The 18,864-nt window shown below is 73.0% G+C and carries 15 protein-coding genes and 1 pseudogene; 7 read left to right on the forward strand and 9 right to left on the reverse strand.

The window, feature by feature from the left end; translation table 11 throughout:
• Window positions 1–215: 215 nt before the first annotated feature.
• Both ACIQMU_RS08410 and ACIQMU_RS08415 read left to right on the forward strand, forming a co-directional pair.
• A complete protein-coding gene (locus ACIQMU_RS08410; RefSeq protein WP_402688494.1) occupies window positions 216–1,601 on the forward strand; it encodes a M14 family zinc carboxypeptidase in 1,386 nt (461 codons plus the stop codon).
• 73 nt (window positions 1,602–1,674) lie between these two features.
• On the forward strand, window positions 1,675–3,441 hold the full coding sequence (locus ACIQMU_RS08415) for a BCCT family transporter (protein WP_352238825.1): 1,767 nt from the start codon (window positions 1,675–1,677) through the stop codon (window positions 3,439–3,441).
• Between the two features lie 254 nt (window positions 3,442–3,695).
• Here the strand turns inward: ACIQMU_RS08415 and ACIQMU_RS08420 are convergent, their stop codons facing one another.
• Both ACIQMU_RS08420 and ACIQMU_RS08425 read right to left on the reverse strand, forming a co-directional pair.
• Entirely contained in the window at window positions 3,696–4,637 is a 942-nt protein-coding gene (locus ACIQMU_RS08420) for an FAD-dependent oxidoreductase (protein WP_402688495.1), read from the reverse strand.
• Between the two features lie 171 nt (window positions 4,638–4,808).
• Window positions 4,809–4,940 (reverse strand): annotated as a pseudogene (locus ACIQMU_RS08425) (alpha/beta hydrolase); the annotation flags it as partial.
• A gap of 163 nt (window positions 4,941–5,103) precedes the next feature.
• Between ACIQMU_RS08425 and ACIQMU_RS08430 the strand changes: the two are divergent.
• The gene (locus ACIQMU_RS08430) at window positions 5,104–6,741 is read left to right on the forward strand and encodes an ABC-F family ATP-binding cassette domain-containing protein (protein ID WP_352238824.1); all 1,638 of its coding nucleotides are present in this window, start codon (window positions 5,104–5,106) and stop codon (window positions 6,739–6,741) included.
• A gap of 54 nt (window positions 6,742–6,795) precedes the next feature.
• On the opposite strand, the gene ACIQMU_RS08435 is transcribed toward ACIQMU_RS08430, so the two are convergent.
• Complete coding sequence (locus ACIQMU_RS08435) at window positions 6,796–9,234, reverse strand: Tex family protein (RefSeq protein WP_352238823.1); 2,439 nt, start codon at window positions 9,232–9,234, stop codon at window positions 6,796–6,798.
• Window positions 9,235–9,423: 189 nt separating this feature from the next.
• Window positions 9,424–10,293 carry an SCO6745 family protein gene (locus tag ACIQMU_RS08440; protein ID WP_352238822.1) on the reverse strand — a complete coding sequence of 290 codons (870 nt, stop codon included), beginning with the start codon at window positions 10,291–10,293 and terminating at the stop codon, window positions 9,424–9,426.
• A 171-nt stretch (window positions 10,294–10,464) separates the two neighbouring features.
• Here ACIQMU_RS08440 and ACIQMU_RS08445 point away from each other — a divergent pair, with 171 nt between their 5' ends.
• A complete protein-coding gene (locus ACIQMU_RS08445; RefSeq protein ID WP_352238821.1) occupies window positions 10,465–11,478 on the forward strand; it encodes a GlxA family transcriptional regulator in 1,014 nt (337 codons plus the stop codon).
• Window positions 11,479–11,586: 108 nt separating this feature from the next.
• The gene (locus ACIQMU_RS08450; protein WP_352238819.1) at window positions 11,587–12,240 is read left to right on the forward strand and encodes a DJ-1/PfpI family protein; all 654 of its coding nucleotides are present in this window, start codon (window positions 11,587–11,589) and stop codon (window positions 12,238–12,240) included.
• Here ACIQMU_RS08450 and ACIQMU_RS08455 read toward each other — a convergent pair.
• Window positions 12,212–12,976, reverse strand: coding sequence for an enoyl-CoA hydratase/isomerase family protein (locus ACIQMU_RS08455; RefSeq protein ID WP_402688496.1), 765 nt, complete (start codon window positions 12,974–12,976; stop codon window positions 12,212–12,214). The genes ACIQMU_RS08450 and ACIQMU_RS08455 overlap by 29 nt on opposite strands.
• 80 nt (window positions 12,977–13,056) lie before the next feature.
• Between ACIQMU_RS08455 and ACIQMU_RS08460 the strand changes: the two genes are divergently transcribed.
• On the forward strand, window positions 13,057–13,680 hold the full coding sequence (locus ACIQMU_RS08460; RefSeq protein ID WP_352238817.1) for a DUF308 domain-containing protein: 624 nt from the start codon (window positions 13,057–13,059) through the stop codon (window positions 13,678–13,680).
• Between the two features lie 146 nt (window positions 13,681–13,826).
• Window positions 13,827–14,282, forward strand: coding sequence for an ATP-binding protein (locus ACIQMU_RS08465; RefSeq protein ID WP_352238816.1), 456 nt, complete (start codon window positions 13,827–13,829; stop codon window positions 14,280–14,282).
• A gap of 27 nt (window positions 14,283–14,309) precedes the next feature.
• On the opposite strand, the gene idi is transcribed toward ACIQMU_RS08465, so the two are convergent.
• From idi to galE, 4 genes are all read right to left on the reverse strand, one after another.
• Window positions 14,310–14,903, reverse strand: coding sequence for an isopentenyl-diphosphate Delta-isomerase (gene idi / locus ACIQMU_RS08470; RefSeq protein ID WP_352238815.1), 594 nt, complete (start codon window positions 14,901–14,903; stop codon window positions 14,310–14,312).
• 147 nt (window positions 14,904–15,050) lie between these two features.
• Entirely contained in the window at window positions 15,051–16,316 is a 1,266-nt protein-coding gene (locus tag ACIQMU_RS08475) for a GNAT family N-acetyltransferase (protein ID WP_402688497.1), read from the reverse strand.
• A 253-nt stretch (window positions 16,317–16,569) separates the two neighbouring features.
• Entirely contained in the window at window positions 16,570–17,511 is a 942-nt protein-coding gene (locus ACIQMU_RS08480) for a cation diffusion facilitator family transporter (RefSeq protein WP_352238813.1), read from the reverse strand.
• Between the two features lie 194 nt (window positions 17,512–17,705).
• Complete coding sequence (galE, locus tag ACIQMU_RS08485; protein ID WP_352238812.1) at window positions 17,706–18,695, reverse strand: UDP-glucose 4-epimerase GalE; 990 nt, start codon at window positions 18,693–18,695, stop codon at window positions 17,706–17,708.
• Window positions 18,696–18,864: the final 169 nt, after the last annotated feature.

Here is an 18,864-nt window from a genome sequence, read left to right on the forward strand (position 1 = left end):
CGGGGCCGAGGGCGTGGGACCGCCGGGGAGCGGCGCGGCCGTACTGCTCCGGCGCGTGGGGCATTCCTCCCGCACACCGCCGGTTTCTTATCGCAACCGGCACCGACCGCCCCCTGTTGCACAGGAGTTGACCGGGGTAACGTCCGCCGCACATGGCCGACAGGTCGACGGGCACCACGGTGTCCGCCCCACCGGACCCGGGAGGCAGCCCGCTGATGACCCCTCGCGTCGCTCGCGTGCTCCACCTGCTCAGCCCGCATCCCTGGCTGGCGCCGGTCGCGGGCCGTGCCCGGCCGGAGTCCGGGGCCCGGCACCGTGGAGCGAGGGCGATGCGCGGCACAGCGGTGGCGGCGACGCTCGCCGCGCTGGCCCTCCCGTTCGCCATCGCCCCCGCGGAGGCCGCGCACCGCCCGCCGCGCACCGGGTTCGAGCGAAGCGAGGGAGCCCGCTGGACCGGCGAGGCGGAGGAGCGGTCCTTCCTCGCCGCGGTGGCCCGGGGGAGCGACCGGGTCACGGTGGACCGCGTCGGCACCACCGGGCAGGGCCGCCCCCTCCGGCTCGTACGCGTCGGCCACGAGCGCCCCGGCGCCACCTCCGTCCTGCTGATCTGCAGTCAGCACGGGGACGAACCCGCCGGACGCGAGGCATGTCTGACCGCCGTCCGCGACCTGGCGTTCGCCGAAGACCGTGCGACCCGCGCCTTCCTGGCCCGCACCACCCTGCTGGTACTGCCCACGGCCAATCCCGACGGCCGTGCCGCCGGAACCCGCGCCAACGCCGACGGGATCGACGTCAACCGCGACCACATCGCCCTGGAGACCGCCGAGGCGCGCGCCGTCGCCGCCGTCGTGCGCGACGAACGGCCGCAGGTGATCTACGACCTGCACGAGTACGGGGCGACTCCGCCGTACTACGACAAGGACCTGTTCACCCTGTGGCCCCGGAACCTCAACGTCGACGACCGTGTACACGGCGTCTCACGCGTTCTCTCCGAGCGCTATGTCCGCCGCGCCGCGACGGCGGGCGGCTACAGCAGCGGCCACTACGGCGTCTGGACCGACCCGGCCACCGGGGAACCGGGCGAACAGGTCGCCGGCGACGGCCAGGAACGCATCCTGCGCAACGCCTCCGGTCTCAAGCACGCTGTCGGCCTGCTCGTCGAGTCCCGGGCCGACGCGCTGAGCGCCGCGGAGAAGGCGGACCCGGCGCTCAACCACCGGCGCCGCGTGCACTCCCAGCGGACCGCGCTCCGCGGCCTCCTCTACTTCACCGACGAGCAGCGCGACCGGATCCGGACGGCCACCGCCCTCTCCCGCCTGACCGGCCTCGCCGACCGGGGGCCCGTGTATCTCGGCGGCGCCGACAACGACCCGGCCGATCCCGCCGAGATCCTCGCGGACCCGCCGTGCGGCTACCGGCTGGACGCGGCCCGGTACGCCCGGGTGAGGGACCGGCTGGCCCTGCACGGCGTCCGGTCCCGCGCGGACGGCGACGGTGTGTACGTGCCCTTGCGGCAGCCTGTCCGGAACTTGATCCCTCTTCTCCTCGATCGCCGGGCGGCATATCACCTCACAAAGGGTCAAGCCGATACGGCTTGTTGATCCTTCGAGAACCTGGGTAGGTGTGGTACTGCCTAACCAGAGCGTTTTTCAGACTCGGTGAAAGGTGTCATTCGTGTCCCAGGACGACCAGACAACGGGCGGGCGGGAAGGGCTGTCGGTCACGGCGGACCTCCCTCCCGATCCGGTCAGTACTAGGACCCCCACCACCGACCGAGTGGTGTTCGGATTCACGGCGCTCTTCACGCTCGCCTTCGTCGTGTGGGGGGCGACCGCCACCGACTCCTTGGAGAGCGTGTCCAGCAGTCTCCTCAACGGACTGATCCACAATGGCGGCTGGGCCTTCATACTGGCCGCGTCGACCTTCGTGGTGTTCGCACTGTGGCTGGCCGTCAGCCGGTACGGCAAGATCTGCCTCGGCCAGGAGGGCGAGGAACCGGAGTTCCGGACCATCTCCTGGGTCGCGATGATGTTCAGCGCGGGGATGGGCATCGGGCTGATGTTCTGGGGCGTGAGCGAACCCCTCGCCCACTTCCGGAACCCGCCGCCGGGCACCGACCCCGCCGACTCGGCCGAGGCCATGCAGACGGCGATGGCGACCACGCTCTTCCACTGGACGCTGCACCCCTGGGCCATCTACGCGGTGGTCGGGCTGGCCATCGCCTACAGCGCCTACCGGATGCGCAGGCGGCAGACGATCAGCGCGGTCTTCGAACCGCTGATCGGCAAGCGTCACGCGTACGGCGGGGTCGGCCGGGTCATCGACATCCTGGCCATCTTCGCCACCCTGTTCGGCTCGGCGGCGTCCCTGGGCCTCGGCGCGCTCCAGATCGGCAGCGGCATCCAGGAACTGGACTGGCTGGAGAAGGCCGGCACCGGACTTCTCGTCGCCATCATCGCCGTGCTGACGGGCGCCTTCGTCGCCTCCGCGATCTCCGGCGTCGAGCGGGGCATCCAGTGGCTGTCCAACATCAACATGGTCCTGGCGCTGCTTCTCGTCGTATTCGTCTTCATCGCCGGTCCCACGATCTTCGTGCTGGACCTCGTGCCCACGTCCCTCGGTGCGTACGTGACCGACCTGGGGCAGCTCGCCGGACGCACCGAGGCGACCGGCGGCGGTGACGTGGCCGACTGGCTCGGCAGCTGGACGGTCTTCTACTGGGCCTGGTGGATCTCCTGGACGCCCTTCGTCGGCATGTTCATCGCCCGCATCAGCCGCGGCCGCACGATCCGTCAGTTCGTCGGCGGCGTCATCCTGGTGCCCAGCACGGTCAGCCTCATCTGGTTCGCCGTCTTCGGCGGCTCGGCCATGAAGCTGGACGAGGCCGGGAAGCTCGCCGGGGCCGACACCCCCGAGGCACAGCTGTTCGGCGTCCTTCAGCAGTTTCCGATCGCCACGCTCACGAGCATCCTGGTGATGGTCCTGGTCGGCATCTTCTTCGTCTCCGGAGCCGACGCCGCCTCCATCGTCATGGGCACCCTCTCGCAGAGGGGCGTCCTGGAGCCGGGCAAGTGGGTCGTCATCTTCTGGGGTGTGGTGACCGGGGCCGTCGCCGCGATCATGCTGCTCATCGGTGAGGGCGAGGAGAACGCGCTCCAAGGGCTCCAGAACCTCACCATCCTGGTGGCCGCCCCCTTCACCATCGTGATGATCGGCATGTGCGTGGCCCTGATGCGGGACCTCCGCAAGGACCCGCAGATCGTCCGGCAGGAGTTCGGTGTGGAGGCGGTCGAGTCGGCGGTGATCGAGGGACACGCCAAGTACGCCGGCGACTTCGAGATCCGCATCGGCCCCGGGCCCACGACGACCACGGACGAGAGCGGGAAGCCCGGTCCCACCGGATCGGGCTCCACGGCCACGGAGAAGCGTCCCTCCGACTGACCGGGGGACCGCCGATCCGCTCGGGAGCCCGCGACCCGAACGACCGGTCGCGGGCTCCCGTTCGGCGCCCCGCGCCCGGGGCCGGACGCCCGGGCTCCGTACGCCGGTGTTCCGGACGCTCCGGCTCCGTGCACCGGCGCGGACCCCCACGGCCAGGCCCGTACTACAGGCGGTCCCGCTCCCAGCAGTCCCGCTCTAGCAGGCCCGGTCCGAGCAGGCCCGTCGGCGTGCACCCGTTCCCGCCGGGCCCCCGGTCAGACCACCAGCGCCGCCGCGGCCCGCGCGCACCCCCAGGCCACGGTCACTCCCGCGCCGCCGTGCCCGTAGTTGTGCACCAGCGGACCGCCGCCGGGCAGCGCCTCCGCCTCGATCCGTACCCCGGCCTCCCGCGCCGGCCGCAGCCCCACCCGGTGCCCGAGCACCCGGGCTCCGGCGATCTCCGGCCGGATCCGCGCACACCGCGCCATGATCTCCCGCGCCGTGCCCGGGTCGGGTTCCGTGCGCGGATCGTCCGCCTCGGCCGTACCGCCCAGGACCAGGCGGCCCGGCTGCGGGAAGAAGTACGTCGTCGCGGCCGACGCCGGATCCGCCTCGGTGTACCACTCCTCGATCCCCGGGTTCTCCACCGCGACCAGCTGTCCGCGAACCGGCCGCACCCCGGCGTCGGGCACCAGCTCGCGCGCCCCGAGCCCCGTGCAGTTCACCACCACCGCACCGCCCGCCGCCGCCTCGTCGAACCCCGTCACCACCCGCCGCTCCACCGCGCCGCCCGCCGCCGTGAGCCGCCGCTCCAACCACGCCAGATGGACGGGCATGTCCAGCAGCGGCAGCGTCACCCGCAGCCCCTCGGGCACCTCCAGGGCGCCCTTCAGCCCGGCCGACCAGTCGCCCAGCGCCGCGAGCCGCTCCCCGCCGTGCAGCCCCGCCACCCGCCGTACGCCGGTCTCCTCCGGTACGGCCGAGAGCTCCTCGTAGACCGCCAGCGTCTCCAGCGCCCAGTCGCCCACCCGCCCCGCCGGCTCGATCCGGTACGGCCACCACAGCGCGCCCGCCACCGCCGAGGTCGTCGCCCCGGCCGGGTCGCGCGACCAGACCCGCACCCGCAGCCCGCGCTCCGCCAGCGTCACGGCGGTGGTGAGCCCCACGACCCCGCCGCCCACCACGATCACATCCGCCAGCACGGTCACATCCGCCATCACGGTCACTCCTGTCCGATCGGTACGCGCCCGCCGCCGCACGGACGCCGACGAGATGGTGGGCGAAGCCGGGGGCGCGGCGGGCCGGGCCGCACCCGGTCGGTGCGGACCAGCTCGTGCTTCGGCCCGGCCCCCCGTCCGCGCCTGCCGCCGCGCCGCTCGTGCGGGGCGCTACGGCCGGCCTCGGTCCGCGAGCGCCGCCGCGGCGGCACGGGCGAAGCCCTCCGGATTGTCCAGCATGACGGTGTGCCCGCAGTCCGGGACCGCCACCACGGCCACTCGGGCCGCGGCGAGGGCATCGGCGTGGGTTCCGGGGCGTAGTCGAATCCCGTCGGCCGGTCGCGGGGGCCATGCCGAGCAGGTCGATAACACCGCAAGCCGCCGACCCAGGGCGCAGGGCGCCGAGAGCGGGCCCGGGACACCGAGGACCGGGGGCGGCCCGGAGCCGATTAGGATCGGCATCCTGATGACTGCCACTCTCGTCGCCAAGAACCTCGCCGCCGGACACGGCGACCGCACGCTCTTCGCCGGGCTCGACCTCGTCGTCGCCCCCGGCGACGTGATCGGTCTCGTCGGAGTCAACGGCGCGGGCAAATCCTCCCTGCTCCGCCTGCTCGCCGGTCTCGACCGCCCGGAGGAGGGCGAGCTGAGGCTCTCCCCGCCCACGGCCACCGTCGGCCACCTCCCGCAGGAGCCCGAGCGCCGCGACGGCGAGACGGTGGCCGCGTTCCTGGCCCGCCGCACCGGCGTCGCCGACGCCCAGCGCACCATGGACGAGGCGACCGAGGCCCTGGTCGCCGGGGCCCCGGGCGCGGACGACGCGTACTCCGAGTCCCTGGAGCGCTGGCTCGCCCTCGGCGGCGCGGACCTGGAGGAGCGGGCCGAGCAGGTGGCCGCCGAGCTGGGGCTGACCGTGGGCCTCGACCGCCCCATGACCGCGCTCTCGGGCGGACAGGCGGCCCGCGCGGGACTCGCCTCGCTGCTCCTCTCCCGCTATGACGTCTTCCTGCTGGACGAGCCCACCAACGACCTCGACCTCGACGGACTGGAGCGCCTGGAGCGCTTCGTGTCCGGCCTGCGCGCGGGCACCGTCGTCATCAGCCACGACCGCGAGTTCCTGATGCGCACGGTCACCAAGGTGCTGGAGCTGGATCTCGCCCAGCAGCAGATCACCCTGTACGGCGGAGGCTACGCGGCCTACCTGGAGGAGCGCGAGACAGCCCGCCGGCACGCCCGGGAGGGCTACGAGGAGTACGCCGACAAGAAGGCGTCCCTCGAAGCGCGCGGCCATATGCAGCGCTCCTGGATGGACAAGGGCGTCAAGAACGCGCGCCGCAAGGCCACCGACGGTGACAAGCTCGGACGCAACGCGCGCAGCGAGGCCAGCGAGAAGCAGGCCGCGAAGGCCCGGCAGACCCAGCGCATGATCGAACGCCTCGACGTCGTCGACGAACCGCGCAAGGAATGGGAACTGCGCATGGAGATCGCCTCCGCGCCGCGCTCCGGATCCGTGGTCGCCACGCTGCGCGACGCCCGCGTGGTGCGCGGCGACTTCTCCTTCGGCCCCGCCTCGCTCCAGATCGACTGGGCGGACCGGGTCGCCATCACCGGGGCCAACGGCGCGGGCAAGTCCACCCTGCTGGCCGCCCTGTTGGAGCGGCTGCCGCTGGACTCCGGGAACGCCACGCTCGGTTCGGGCGTCGTCGTCGGGGAAGTGGACCAGGCCCGCAAGCTGTTCCTGGGCGCGCAGTCGCTGCTGGACGCGTTCTGCGCGGCCGTGCCCGACACGGAACCGGCCGAAGTCCGCACCCTGCTCGCCAAGTTCGGTCTCCGCGCCGACCATGTGACGCGTCCCGCGACCAGCCTGTCCCCGGGGGAGCGCACCCGTGCGGCCCTGGCCCTGCTCCAGGGCCGCGGCGTCAACCTCCTGGTGCTCGACGAGCCGACGAACCACCTGGACCTGCCCGCCATCGAGCAGTTGGAGGCGGCCCTGGAGACGTACACGGGCACCCTGCTGCTGGTCACGCACGACCGGCGGATGCTGGAGGCGGTCAGGACCACCCGTCGCATCGAGGTGGCGGACGGCCAGGTCAAGGAAGCCTGAGCACGGCTCGGGGGCGGGCCGCGGCCTGCGGCCCGCCCCCGGAATCCGGTCGGTTCAGCGCCCCCGGCCGCCCTGCTTCGGATCGGTCAGCCCGGCGCGCCGCAACGCGTCCGCCATCGCGCTGTTGGCGGGAGCCGGGGCTCCCTGACCCTGCCGGGACGCGCCGCCGCCGCGCCGGTCCCGGCCGCCGCCCTGACGGCCCTGACCGCCACCGGACGGCCCGCCCTGGTTCTGGCCCTGGCGCTGCTTCGGCGGGCGGGCGCCCCGCTCGCCGCGGCCCTGCTGCCCACCGCCGGAACCGCCGCCCGCGCCGGGCTCGTCGTCCAGCCGCAGCGTCAGTGAGATCCGCTTGCGCGGCACGTCGACGTCCATGACCTTCACCTTCACGATGTCCCCGGGCTTCACGACGTCGCGCGGATCCTTCACGAACGTCTTCGACAGCGCCGAGACGTGCACCAGACCGTCCTGGTGGACGCCGATGTCGACGAACGCGCCGAACGCGGCCACGTTGGTCACGACGCCCTCCAGCACCATGCCGGGCTCCAGGTCCCCGAGCTTCTCGACGCCCTCCTTGAAGGTCGCCGTACGGAACGCCGGACGCGGGTCGCGCCCCGGCTTCTCCAGCTCCTTGAGGATGTCCGTCACGGTCGGCAGCCCGAACATGTCGTCCACGAAGTCCGCCGCGCGCAGCGACCGCAGGGCCTCCGCGTTGCCGATCAGCGAGGCGACCTCGCCGCCCGCGGTCTTCCCCATCCGCCGCACCACCGGGTATGCCTCGGGGTGCACGCTGGAGCCGTCCAGCGGGTCGTCACCGCCCCGGATCCGCAGGAAGCCCGCACACTGCTCGTACGCCTTCGGGCCGAGCCGTGCCACGGCCTTGAGCGCCTTGCGGGACCGGAAGGGGCCGTTGGTGTCCCGGTGCGCGACGATGTTCTCGGCGAGCCCCGAGCTGATCCCCGAGACGCGTGAAAGCAGGGGGGCGGACGCCGTGTTGACGTCCACGCCGACCCCGTTCACACAGTCCTCGACGACCGCGTCCAGCGAACGGGACAGCTTCACCTCGGACAGGTCGTGCTGGTACTGGCCGACACCGATCGACTTGGGGTCGATCTTCACCAGTTCGGCCAACGGGTCCTGGAGCCGCCGTGCGATCGACACCGCGCCGCGCAACGACACGTCCATGTCGGGCAGTTCCTGCGAGGCGAACGCGGAAGCGGAGTACACCGAGGCGCCCGCCTCCGAGACCATGACCTTGGTGAGCTTCAACTCCGGGTGCTTGTCGATCAGTTCACCGGCAAGCTTGTCCGTCTCGCGGGACGCCGTGCCGTTGCCGATCGCGATCAGGTCGACCGCGTGCTCCTTCGCGAGGTGCGCGAGCTTCGCCAGCGCCTGGTCCCACTTGTTCGCCGGCACGTGCGGATGGATCACATCGGTGGCCACCACCTTGCCGGTGGCGTCGACGACCGCGACCTTCACCCCCGTACGGAACCCGGGGTCCAGCCCCAGCGTGGCCCGCGTGCCCGCCGGCGCGGCGAGCAGCAGGTCGCGCAGGTTCGAGGCGAAGACGCGCACCGCCTCGTCCTCCGCCGCCGTGCGCAGCCGCAGCCGCAGGTCGATGCCGAGGTGCACCTGGATCCGGGTCCGCCACGCCCAGCGCACGGTGTCGGCGAGCCACTTGTCCCCGGGGCGGCCTCGGTCGCCGATGCCGAAGCGGCGGGCGACCATGTTCTCGTACGCGGAGGGACCAGGCCGGTCGGCGGCCTCCGGCTCCTCCGGTTCCAGGACCAGGTCGAGCACGTTCTCCTTCTCGCCGCGCAGCATCGCGAGCACCCGGTGCGAGGGCAGCGCGGTGAACGCCTCCGCGAAGTCGAAGTAGTCGGCGAACTTCGCGCCCGCCTCCTCCTGGCCCTCGCGTACCTTCGCCGCCAGCCGGCCGCGCGTCCACATGCGCTCGCGCAGCTCGCCGGTGAGGTCGGCGTCCTCGGAGAACCGCTCGGTGAGGATCGCTCGCGCGCCGTCGAGTGCGGCGGCCGGGTCCGCGACGCCCTTCTCCCCGTCCACGAACGCGGCGGCGGCCACGAGCGGCTCGATGGACGGATCGCCGAGGAGGCCGTCCGCCAGCGGTTCGAGCCCCGCCTCCCGGGCGATCTGCGCCTTCGTCCGCCGCTTCGGCTTGAAGGGCAGGTAGATGTCCTCCAGGCGCGCCTTGGTCGCGGCGGCCCGGATGCTCGCCTCCAGTGCCGCGTCGAGCTTGCCCTGTTCGGTCACGGACTGGAGGATCGACGCCCGCCGCTCCTCCAGCTCCCGCAGATAGCGCAGCCTCTCCTCCAGCGTGCGCAGCTGCGCATCGTCGAGGGATTCGGTCGCCTCCTTGCGGTAGCGCGCGATGAACGGCACGGTCGATCCGCCGTCGAGCAGCTCTACGGCGGCCCTGACCTGTCGCTCACGTACGCCGAGCTCCTCGGCGATCCTGCCTTCGATGGACGTCGTCACGGTTTTCCCGACTCGCCTTCTCGTACTGGCTGTGCTGGCCGTGCTCGTGTCGCGATGAGCACGTTCTTGCTTGTCGGGGGCATCCCCCCTGGCCTGCATTGTGCCGGGTGGCCGGGGGCCGTGTCGCGTGACGTCGGGCAACACGCCCGGGGCCCCGGCGGCGGGCGCCGGGGCCCCGGGCGGCGCGGGTCAGCCCAGGCCGGTCGCAGAGGCCGGGAACGCGCCGGCGGCGGCGGCCGTGGAGAGGAAGCCGCGCCCGAGTTCGGTGAGCCGCTCCACACCCTCCGCGCCCAGGTGCTCGTACGGGGCGATGTCCATCCGGTCCGTCGCCTCCTCCACCTCCGCGCGCAGGGCCGTGCCGGCCTCGGTCAGCGTCGGCTCCTCGCCCGTGCCGAGCAGTCCGCGCCGCCGCAGCCGGTCGGACGCCGCCTCCCAGTCGGTGCGCCGCCAGCCCCGGGAGGACAGGATCCAGCGAACCGCCATGCCCTTGCCGGTGGCCGTGTGGCTGACGAGCGATTCGAGCGGGTCCAGGCCGGCCGCGAGGAGGGCGGCGAGGTGCGCGTCTCCCCGGTGCTCGCGCAGCAGGGTCGCGGCGTGCCAGAACGCCAGGTGCGGCTCCTCGGGCACGGGCAGGTCCGCGTGCGCGGCGTACAGCGGGCGGGCGTGCGGGGTGCATGCCTCGGTGGCGCGCAGTGCGAGCCGGGCCGCCTCGGCCATCGCCTCGGAGGAGATGATCTCCTCGCCGAGCAGCCGCCGCAGTGTCGCGTCCGCCGCGCGCAGCCGGGCCCGGAGGACCACGTCGGGGGAGGCGGTCTCCCAGACGGCGGGCACGTGGCGGGCCACCAGCACCGGGTTGAAGTTGTAGAAGGTGGCGGCGACGGTCCCCGCCCCCACCGCGCCGAGCGCGGCGGCCCGGGTGGCGAAGTAGGCGGCGACGGCGTCCTCGATGCCTATCTTCCCCATCTCCGCACCGAGGTCGGGGGAGAAGAAGAGGCAGGAGTGCAGCGGGTTGACGGCGTTGTGGCAGCGGCGCTCCGCGCGGGCCGGAAGAGTACTCATGCCAGCACGTTACCGACTGGTCGGTACGGCGTGGAACCCCGGGCGGGGGGAGATGCCCCGTGATCGGCCGACGGCTTGCCGGAGGACGGGCCGAGGGCGTTTCCCGGGACAGGGTGATGGCAGGAAAGGTGGGGTACGCGTCATTGCGGCCATCGCCGCCCACCGCCCAGGATGGCGGACGTGAAGCAGCGAACCGTCCTCGTCGTCCTCTTCGACGGCGTCCAGAGCCTCGACGTGAGCGGCCCCATGGAGGTCTTCGCCGGAGCCTCCCGGGCGCCGGGCGTCTCCTACGAGCTGCGGACCGCCTCGCTCGACGGCGGCCCCGTCCGGGCCACCAGCGGCCTGACCCTGGTGCCCGACAGCAGCCTGGCCGACGCCCCCGCGCCGCACACTCTGCTGGTGCCCGGCGGCCGGGGCACCCGCGGGCCCCGCCCGGAGCTGACGGGCTGGCTGCGCGAGCACGCGCCGCGGGCGGAGCGGCTGGTCTCCGTGTGCACCGGGGCCCTGCTGCTGGCGGGGGCGGGCCTGCTCGACGGGCACCGGGTCACCACCCACTGGAACTACTGCGAGCAGCTGGCCCGCGACCATCCGGCCGTCCTGGTCGACCCGGAACCGATCTTCGTACGGGACGGGCGGCTGGCCACCTCGGCGGGCGTCACCGCGGGCATCGACCTCGCCCTCGCACTCGTGGAGGAGGACCACGGGCGGGACCTGGCGCTGGCCATCGCCCGGCACCTCGTGGTGTTCCTGCGCCGCCCCGGCAACCAGGCCCAGTTCAGCGCCCAGCTCAGCGCCCAGACAGCCCGGCGCGAACCGCTGCGCGAGGTCCAGCACTGGATCACCCGGCATCCCGACGCCGACCTCGGGGTCGAGGCCCTCGCCGCCCGCGCCCGGCTCTCGCCCCGGCACTTCGCCCGCGCGTTCCGGGCCGAGACCGGAACGACCCCTGGGCGGTACGTCGAGCGCGTCCGCCTGGAGCACGCCCGCCGGCTTCTGGAGGACACCGCCGACGGCGTCGGGCGAGTCGCCCGCGCCAGTGGCTACGGCACCCCGGAAGCCATGCGACGCGCCTTCGTCAAGACGCTCGCGACGGCGCCCGCCGAATACCGCCGCCGCTTCCGCGGCCCGGCCTCCGGCGCCCGACCGGACCGGGACGGCGTCCCACCCCGCCCGGGCGAATCCTGACCCCGCCGAGCCGAATCCTGACCCCGCCGAGCCGACGCGCGACCCGACCGAGCCGACGCCGGACAGACCGAGCCGACGCCCGGCCCGACCGACCGAGAGGCAGCACCCGTGCAGATCGCCATCCTTCTCTTCGACCGTTTCACCGCCCTCGACGCGGTGGGCCCCTACGAGATCCTCAGCCGTGCCCCCGGCGCCGAGACCGTCTTCGTCGCCGAACGGACCGGACCCGTCCGCAACGACAGCGGAAGCCTCTCGCTCGTCGCGGAGAAGACGCTCGCCCAGGTGCCGTCCCCCGACCTGGTGATCGTGCCGGGCGGCCCCGGACAGGGCGACCAGATGGAGAACGGAGCCCTGCTCGGCTGGCTGCGCTCGGCCGACGCCACCAGCACCTGGACGACCTCCGTCTGCACCGGCTCCCTGCTGCTGGGTGCGGCCGGGCTCCTCAAGGGCCGACGGGCCACCTCGCACTGGCTGGCGCTGGAGGCGCTGAAGGAGTTCGGCGCCGAGCCGACCGGGGAGCGCGTCGTCCTCGACGGCAAGTACGTCACCGCCGCCGGGGTCTCCTCCGGCATCGACATGGGCCTGACCCTGCTCGGCCGGATCGCGGGCGACGACGCGGCGCGCTCGGTGCAACTGCTCACGGAGTACGATCCCCAGCCGCCCTACGACTGCGGATCGCCGGAGAAGGCGCCCGCGGCCCTCGTCGAGGAATGGCGGGCCAGGAGCCGTCACGTCACCCGGCAGGCCCCGCGGGGTAGGTGAAACGGGGGGCGCGGCGCTCCAGGAAGGCGGCGACGCCCTCCGCCGTGTCGCCGCTGCCCCGCGCCTCACCGGCCCAGTGGGCGTCCCGGTCCGTCCGGCCCGCGGCGAACTCCTTCGCCGCGGCCTGGGTGAGCAGGGACCGGGACGCCAGGACCCGTGTGTACTCCTCGACCCGCCGGTCCAGGCCGCCCGCGGGCAGCACCTCGTCGGCCAGGCCGGTGCGCAGCGCCCGCTCCGCGTCGATCAGCTCGCCGGAGAACAGCAGGTGCTTGGCCGTCGCCGGGCCGACCAGGGCGGCCAGCCGCCGGGTGGACGAGGCGGGGTAGACAATGCCGAGCTTGGCCGGGGTGACCCCGAAACGGGCCCCTTCCTCCGCGAACCGCAGATCGCAGGCGGCCGCGAGCTGACTGCCGCCGCCCACGCAGTAGCCGCGCACCGCGGCCAGCGTCGGCCGGGGGAACGCGGCCAGCGCCTCCTCGGCCGCCACGGCCAGGCCCTGGGCGGTGGCGGGGCTCTCCCGCAGCGTGGAGATGTCGGCCCCGGCGCAGAAGGTGTCGCCGGCCCCGGTCAGCACCAGGACCCGGACCGCCGGGTCGGCGGCCAGCCGCTCCAGCAGCTTCGGCACGCTCCGCCACATCGGGGCGGTCATCGCGTTGCGCTTGGCGGGGTTCGTGATCACGACGGTGGCGACGCCGCGCTCGACGGACGTGGTCAGCCGGGGTTCCGTACGGTCCATGCGCCGGATGCTATCCGGAGGGTTCGAACCTATGATCAAGAAGGGGTCGTGAGCCGGGCACGCACCGTGAGGAGCTGTCGATGAAGGAACCCACCGCCGAGGGCCGGAAGCTCAGCCGCGGTTTCGGCCGCCTCGCGCTGCTCGGCACGCTGCTGGTGATCGCCGGCGTCGTCGGCCTCGTCTACACCGGGGCCGCCACCCTCACCTCGATGCTCCTCTTCGGCTGGCTGCTGCTCGTCGGCGGTCTGGTCGGACTGCTGCACGCGATCGAGTCGCGCGGCACGAGCTACTTCTGGCTGGGCGTCGTGGTCGCGGCCCTCAACCTCGCCGCGGGCGTCGTCGTCATCAAGCACCCCGAGGGCACGGCCGAGGCCCTGACCATGTTCGCCGCCCTCCTGTTCCTGACCGGCGGGGTCTTCCGGCTGGTCGGCAGTGTGGTGGTGCGCGGCCCGCAGATGGGATGGACGCTGGTGCAGGGAGCCTTCGGCCTGCTGCTGGGTCTGCTGGTGCTGTTCGACTGGCCGCACAGCAGCCTGTACGTCCTGGGGCTCTTCTTCTCGCTGGCGCTGCTGTTCGACGGGCTCGGCCTGATCGCCATGGGCCTCGGCGGCCGGCGCATCGTCAGCATGGTGTCGGGGCGGCTCGATGAGACCGGGCCGACCGAGGACGAACTGAGCGAGTCACCAGAAGACGAGCGGAAATAGTCCCGGCACCGACAACGGCGTGCACATCTGGTCAAATAGCGCCGATACTTGACTACTTCCTCTCAGTGGCACGGTCCTGACCAGGCCATTCCCAACACTCTTTACTCGACGGTCAGTGCAGTGCGAGTGAGAGCTGGTGCCGGACGATGGAGAGCCTCGGGAGTGCCCCTGCCGACCCCGTGTCGTACGAGGGGGTGTGGCGCTTCACGGCCCCCGCCGTGGACGCGTCCGTGCCCAGAGCCCGGCACGCGGTGCGCGACCTCCTCGGCCGGCAGGGCGTGCCGATCGAGGACGACATCCTCCAGGGGATCCTGCTCATCGTCTCGGAGCTGGTCACCAACGCCGTCAAACACGCGGCGCTCCTCTCGCCCGAGCTGGCGGTCGAGGTGGCCATCGCCTCCGACTGGGTCAGGGTCTCGGTCGAGGACAACCACCCCTACCGCCCCACCGCCCTGGAGACGGACTGCGCGCAGACCGGCGGCCGGGGCCTGCTGCTGGTCAAGGTCATCACCGGGGAAGCGGGCGGCACCTGCGACGTCGAGCACACGGCGAGCGGCGGGAAGATCATCTGGGCGGCGCTGCCGTTGAAGACGCAGCTCTGACCGCCCCGCACGCGCCCCGGCGGAGGGTCACCAGCCCGCGGACGGCCCCGTCAGCTCACGGATCGCCGGGCGCGCCGCGTCCAGCACCGTCATGAACCACGCCGAGAACGGCCCCCGAGCGTGCCGCTCGGCCAGCTCCGACGCCGTCACGAAGGCCGTCTCCCCGACCTCCTCGGGGTCCGGATCCAGTGCCTTCTGCGCCATCCCCACGAACAGGTGGTTGAACTCCTGCTCCACCAGCCCCGAGGCGGGGTCCGGGTGGTTGTAGCGGACCGTGCCCGCCTCGGCCAGCAGCGAGGGCGAAAGCCCCAGCTCCTCGTGCGTACGCCGGGCCGCTGCCGCGAACGGGGCCTCGCCCGGGTAGGGGTGCCCGCAGCACGTGTTCGACCAGACACCGGGGGAGTGGTACTTGCCGAGCGCCCGGCGCTGGAGCAGGAGCCGCCCCTGCTCGTCGAAGAGGAACACGGAGAACGCGCGGTGCAGCTGCCCGGGAGCCTGGTGGGCCGCCAGCTTCTCCGCGGTGCCGATGGTGGTGCCGTTCTCGTCGACCAGTTCGAGCATGATCGCTTCTGCGGTGCCGTTCGACGAGCTGTGCGTCGCGGTGGCTGGTGTGGTCGGCATACCCATCCTTCGCTTTGGTCCCCGGCCTCGTGCGCCGGGCCCCTGGAGTCCGGTCAAGTCTGCCGTACAAAAGCCGCTTGTCCGCACTGCGGGTCCGGGCATGTCCGTCCCGCCGCGCTCGCGAGGCGCGGCGGGACGGACGGGCCGTCAGACCCCGAAGGCCGCCGGATACCGGATCGTGCCCGTCGGAACGGGGACGGACTCATCCAGCACCAGGGCCATCATCGCCTCGTCCGGCACCTCGAAACCCGGCCGGATCCCGTAGCGGGAGGCCGGCACGAAACCGAAGCGCGGATAGTACTCGGGGTGGCCGAGTACCAGCACCAGCGCCTCACCGCGCGCCCGGGCGGCGTCGAGCACGGCCCGCACCACGGCCTGCCCCGCACCCTGCCGCTGGTACGCGGGAGAGGTGGCCACCGGGGCCAGGGCCAGCGCCGGGGCGCCGCCCACCCGGCAGCGGGTCAGCAGCGCGTACGCGGCCAGGGACCCGTCCGGCGCCTCGGCGACGCGGCTCAGCTCCGGCAGCCAGGCGTCGGCGTCCGCCCGCAGGGCGTCCACGAGGTCGGCCTCGTCCCGGGCGGGGAACGCGGCCGCGTTGACCGCGTGCACGGCCGCACGGTCCTTCGGCGTCTCGGCGCGGGTGGGCCACCGGGGATCGACCGGACGCAGTACGTACGCGGCGTAGCCGTACTCCGCGCCGTACTCCCGCCGCACGGCCAGCTCCTCGCGGGTGGCCGCGATCGCCCACTCCATACCGGGAGCGCCCGGGTCGGCGCCCTCGACCCGCTCGGCGAGCGGTCCGTAGTACGCGTCCCAGTCGTCCTCGGGCTGGACCAGCACGGCGCTGACCGTGCAGCCCGCGGCGAGGGCCGCCGCGGTGGTTTCCGGCAGAGTGCGCGGGGAGCCGTTGCGGTCCCAGAAGTCGCGCGCCCCGGCGGACGGCGCGTCCGTGGTCCAGACGCACTCGGAGATCATCATCGCGCCGCCCGGGGCCAGCAGCCGCTGCCAGTCGCGCACGGCGGTGTCGAACCCGATGCAGTACGCCGATCCCTCGGCCCAGATCAGGTCGAAGGACCCTTCGGGGAACGCGGGGCCGGTGAGATCGCCCATGTCGGCCCGGACCGTACGGATGCGGTCGTCGAGGCCGCGGGCCCCGGCCGCCTCCCGCAGCTCGTCCAGGAACGGCTGGTGCAGGTCGACCGCGGTCACCTCGGCGCCCGCCTCGGCGGCGAGCAGCAGAGCGGCCCGGCCCGGACCGCAGCCCAGGTCGAGGACGCGCGGTCGGCTGGGCAGTGGGCCGGCGAGAGCGAGAAGCCGGCGCGTGGTCGCGTCGGAGCCGGGGCTCTGCCGGGGAAGACGGTGATGCAGGGTGAAGAACGCCTCGGTGCGCGAGGCGTCGCTGTGGTCGGTCAACGTGGGAACCCTTGTGTGTGAGGGCTCCGACCTGATCCGGAGTGAGGGGACCTAGCCGGAAACCCGGGAGATGAGGAAGGACCGATTGCCGCGCCGGGCAGGCGTCGTCGCGACCGTCATCAACCTCAGCTCCTCTCGAAAAGGGCCCCGGGGTCACCGGGTTCCGCTCCACCGCGAGACTCGAACGTCTCCGCGAAAGCACCCTAGCACCGCCACCGCGGCCGATGCCCGCGCGCACCGGCCGCGAGAGGTCTCAGTGGCACAGACGCGCCTCGTGCTCGGCGTGACCGCTCGGCTCCAGCTGGAAGGTGCAGTGCTCCACGTCGAAGTGGTCCCCGAGGCAGCCCTGCAGTTCGTGCAGCACCTTCTCGTGCCCGGTCGAGTCGAGCACCTCCTGGTGCACCACCACATGCGCGGAAAGCACCGGCATTCCGGAAGTGATCGTCCAGGCGTGCAGGTCATGGACGTCCAGGACCCCGGGCAGTTCCGTGATGTGGGCCCGTACCTCCGCCATGTCCACACCCTTGGGCGCCGCCTCCAGGAGCACGTTCAGGGTCTCCCGCAGCAGCTTCACCGTCCGGGGGACGATCATCAGGCCGATCACCAGGGAGGCGATCGGGTCGGCGGCCTGCCAGCCGGTCGTCATGATGACGCCCGCCGCGACGATCACGGCGAGCGAGCCCAGGGTGTCGGCCAGCACCTCCAGATAGGCGCCCCGGACGTTCAGACTCTCCTTCTGCCCGCGCATCAGCAGGGAGAGGGAGACGACGTTGGCCACCAGGCCCACGGCGGCGAACGCGATGGCGAGGCCGCCCTTCGTCTCGGCCGGCGTGATGAACCGCTCGACCGCCTCGAAGACCAGGTAGCCGCCGACCCCCAGCAGCAGCAGACAGTTCGCGAGCGCCGCCAGTATCTCCGCCCGGGCGAAACCGAAGGTGCGGTTCGGTCCGGCCGGACGGTTGGCGAAGTGGATGGCGAGCAGCGCCATCCCGAGGCCCAGGGCGTCCGTGGCCATGTGGGCGGCGTCCGCGATCAGGGCCAGCGAGTCGGAGAGCACCCCGCCGACGATCTCCATGACCATCACGCTCAGCGTGATCCCCAGGGCGACCCGGAGCCTGCCCCGGTACGCGGCGGCAGCCGTGCCCGTCGGAGGCGGCCCGCCGTGTGTGTGCCCGTGATCGTGGCCAGCCCCCATGCGAAACGCCTCCAGGTCCGTGCGACGGCACCGGGGCGAAGCCGCCCCGACGGGGCCAGTGAACTACGGGTGGGGGGTATGAGGCAACACGGCACTGAACACCGTTGTCATGTGCTCTGACCTGCGGAAACGTTCCGCAGGTCAGAGCGCTGACCCGCGCTCGCGCGCACGGCGGGGAGTGTCTCGCCGCCCCGTCACGGACGTCGTGCGGCCCGTGCCTCGGGGTGCCGCAGACACCAGCCCTCCCATGCCGACTCCACCATCTCGCGCACACCGCGCCGCGCCGTCCAGCCCAGCTCCTCGGTGATCCGCGCGGCCGACGCCACCGCCAGCGGCGCGTCACCGGCCCGGCGCGGCCCGACCACCGGCTTCAGATCGTGGCCCGTCACCTCGCCGATCACCACGGCCAGCTCGCGAACGGACACCCCCTCGCCCCGGCCCACGTTCAGCGTCAGGTCGCCCGCGCCCGCCCCGTCCAGCCGCCGTGCGACGGCGAGGTGCGCCTCCGCCAGGTCCGCGACATGGATGTAGTCGCGGACACAGGTGCCGTCCGGCGTCGGGTAGTCGTCGCCGAAGATCCGCGGGGCCTCGCCGCGCGTCAGCCGCTCGAACATCATCGGCACGATGTTGAAGACCCCGGTGTCCGCAAGCTCCGGCGCGGCCGCCCCCGCCACGTTGAAGTACCGCAGGCAGGCGGTCGAGAGCCCGTGCGCCTTGCCGGTGGCCCGCACCAGCCACTCGCCGGTGAGCTTGGTCTCGCCGTACGGGTTGATCGGGAGGCAGGGCGTCTCCTCCGTGATGAGGTCCACGTCCGGTACGCCGTAGACGGCCGCCGAGGACGAGAAGAGGAAGCGCGGCACCTCGGCCGCGACCACGGCCTCCAGCAGGACGGCCAGCCCGGCGACGTTCTCCCGGTAGTACAGCAGCGGCTTCTCCACGGACTCGCCGACCTGCTTCTTCGCCGCGAGGTGCACCACACCGCTGACCGCGTGGCCCGCCAGCACCCGGTCCAGCAGGGCCCGGTCGGACACCGAGCCCTCCACCAGCGTGACGGCGTCGGGCAGCCGGTCCACGATGCCGCTGGAGCGGTCGTCGAGCACCACGACCCGCTCGCCCGCCGCGACCATGGCCCGCGCCACGTGTGCCCCGATGTAACCAGCCCCGCCTGTGATCAGCCATGTCATGACCGTCAGCCTAAGCCTCGTGGTCCCGCGGCCCGGCTCGCGGTTTGTGGGCCGGGCCCCCGATCGATGATGATGATCGCGAACGGTGGCCGCACGCGTGAGTTCACCCGAACAGCGCGCAAACGGTCGGTGAACCCGGCCTTCCGTTCATCCGATAGCCTCACCCGAC

The sequence above is a fragment of the Streptomyces sp. NPDC091649 genome (genome assembly GCF_044756785.1).
Lineage (GTDB): Bacteria > Actinomycetota > Actinomycetes > Streptomycetales > Streptomycetaceae > Streptomyces.

Bases quoted from the DNA above. Each gene is read 5' to 3' on its own strand.
- ACIQMU_RS08460 (WP_352238817.1), top strand. From the start codon at position 13,057: ATGAAGGAACCCACCGCCGAGGGCCGGAAGCTCAGCCGCGGTTTCGGC.
- ACIQMU_RS08465 (WP_352238816.1), top strand. From the start codon at position 13,827: ATGGAGAGCCTCGGGAGTGCCCCTGCCGACCCCGTGTCGTACGAGGGG.
- idi (WP_352238815.1), bottom strand. From the start codon at position 14,903: ATGCCGACCACACCAGCCACCGCGACGCACAGCTCGTCGAACGGCACC.
- galE (WP_352238812.1), bottom strand. From the start codon at position 18,695: ATGACATGGCTGATCACAGGCGGGGCTGGTTACATCGGGGCACACGTG.
- ACIQMU_RS08455 (WP_402688496.1), bottom strand. From the start codon at position 12,976: ATGGACCGTACGGAACCCCGGCTGACCACGTCCGTCGAGCGCGGCGTC.
- ACIQMU_RS08440 (WP_352238822.1), bottom strand. From the start codon at position 10,293: ATGAGTACTCTTCCGGCCCGCGCGGAGCGCCGCTGCCACAACGCCGTC.
- ACIQMU_RS08410 (WP_402688494.1), top strand. From the start codon at position 216: ATGACCCCTCGCGTCGCTCGCGTGCTCCACCTGCTCAGCCCGCATCCC.
- ACIQMU_RS08430 (WP_352238824.1), top strand. From the start codon at position 5,104: ATGACTGCCACTCTCGTCGCCAAGAACCTCGCCGCCGGACACGGCGAC.
- ACIQMU_RS08445 (WP_352238821.1), top strand. From the start codon at position 10,465: ATGGCGGACGTGAAGCAGCGAACCGTCCTCGTCGTCCTCTTCGACGGC.
- ACIQMU_RS08420 (WP_402688495.1), bottom strand. From the start codon at position 4,637: ATGGCGGATGTGACCGTGCTGGCGGATGTGATCGTGGTGGGCGGCGGG.
- ACIQMU_RS08480 (WP_352238813.1), bottom strand. From the start codon at position 17,511: ATGGGGGCTGGCCACGATCACGGGCACACACACGGCGGGCCGCCTCCG.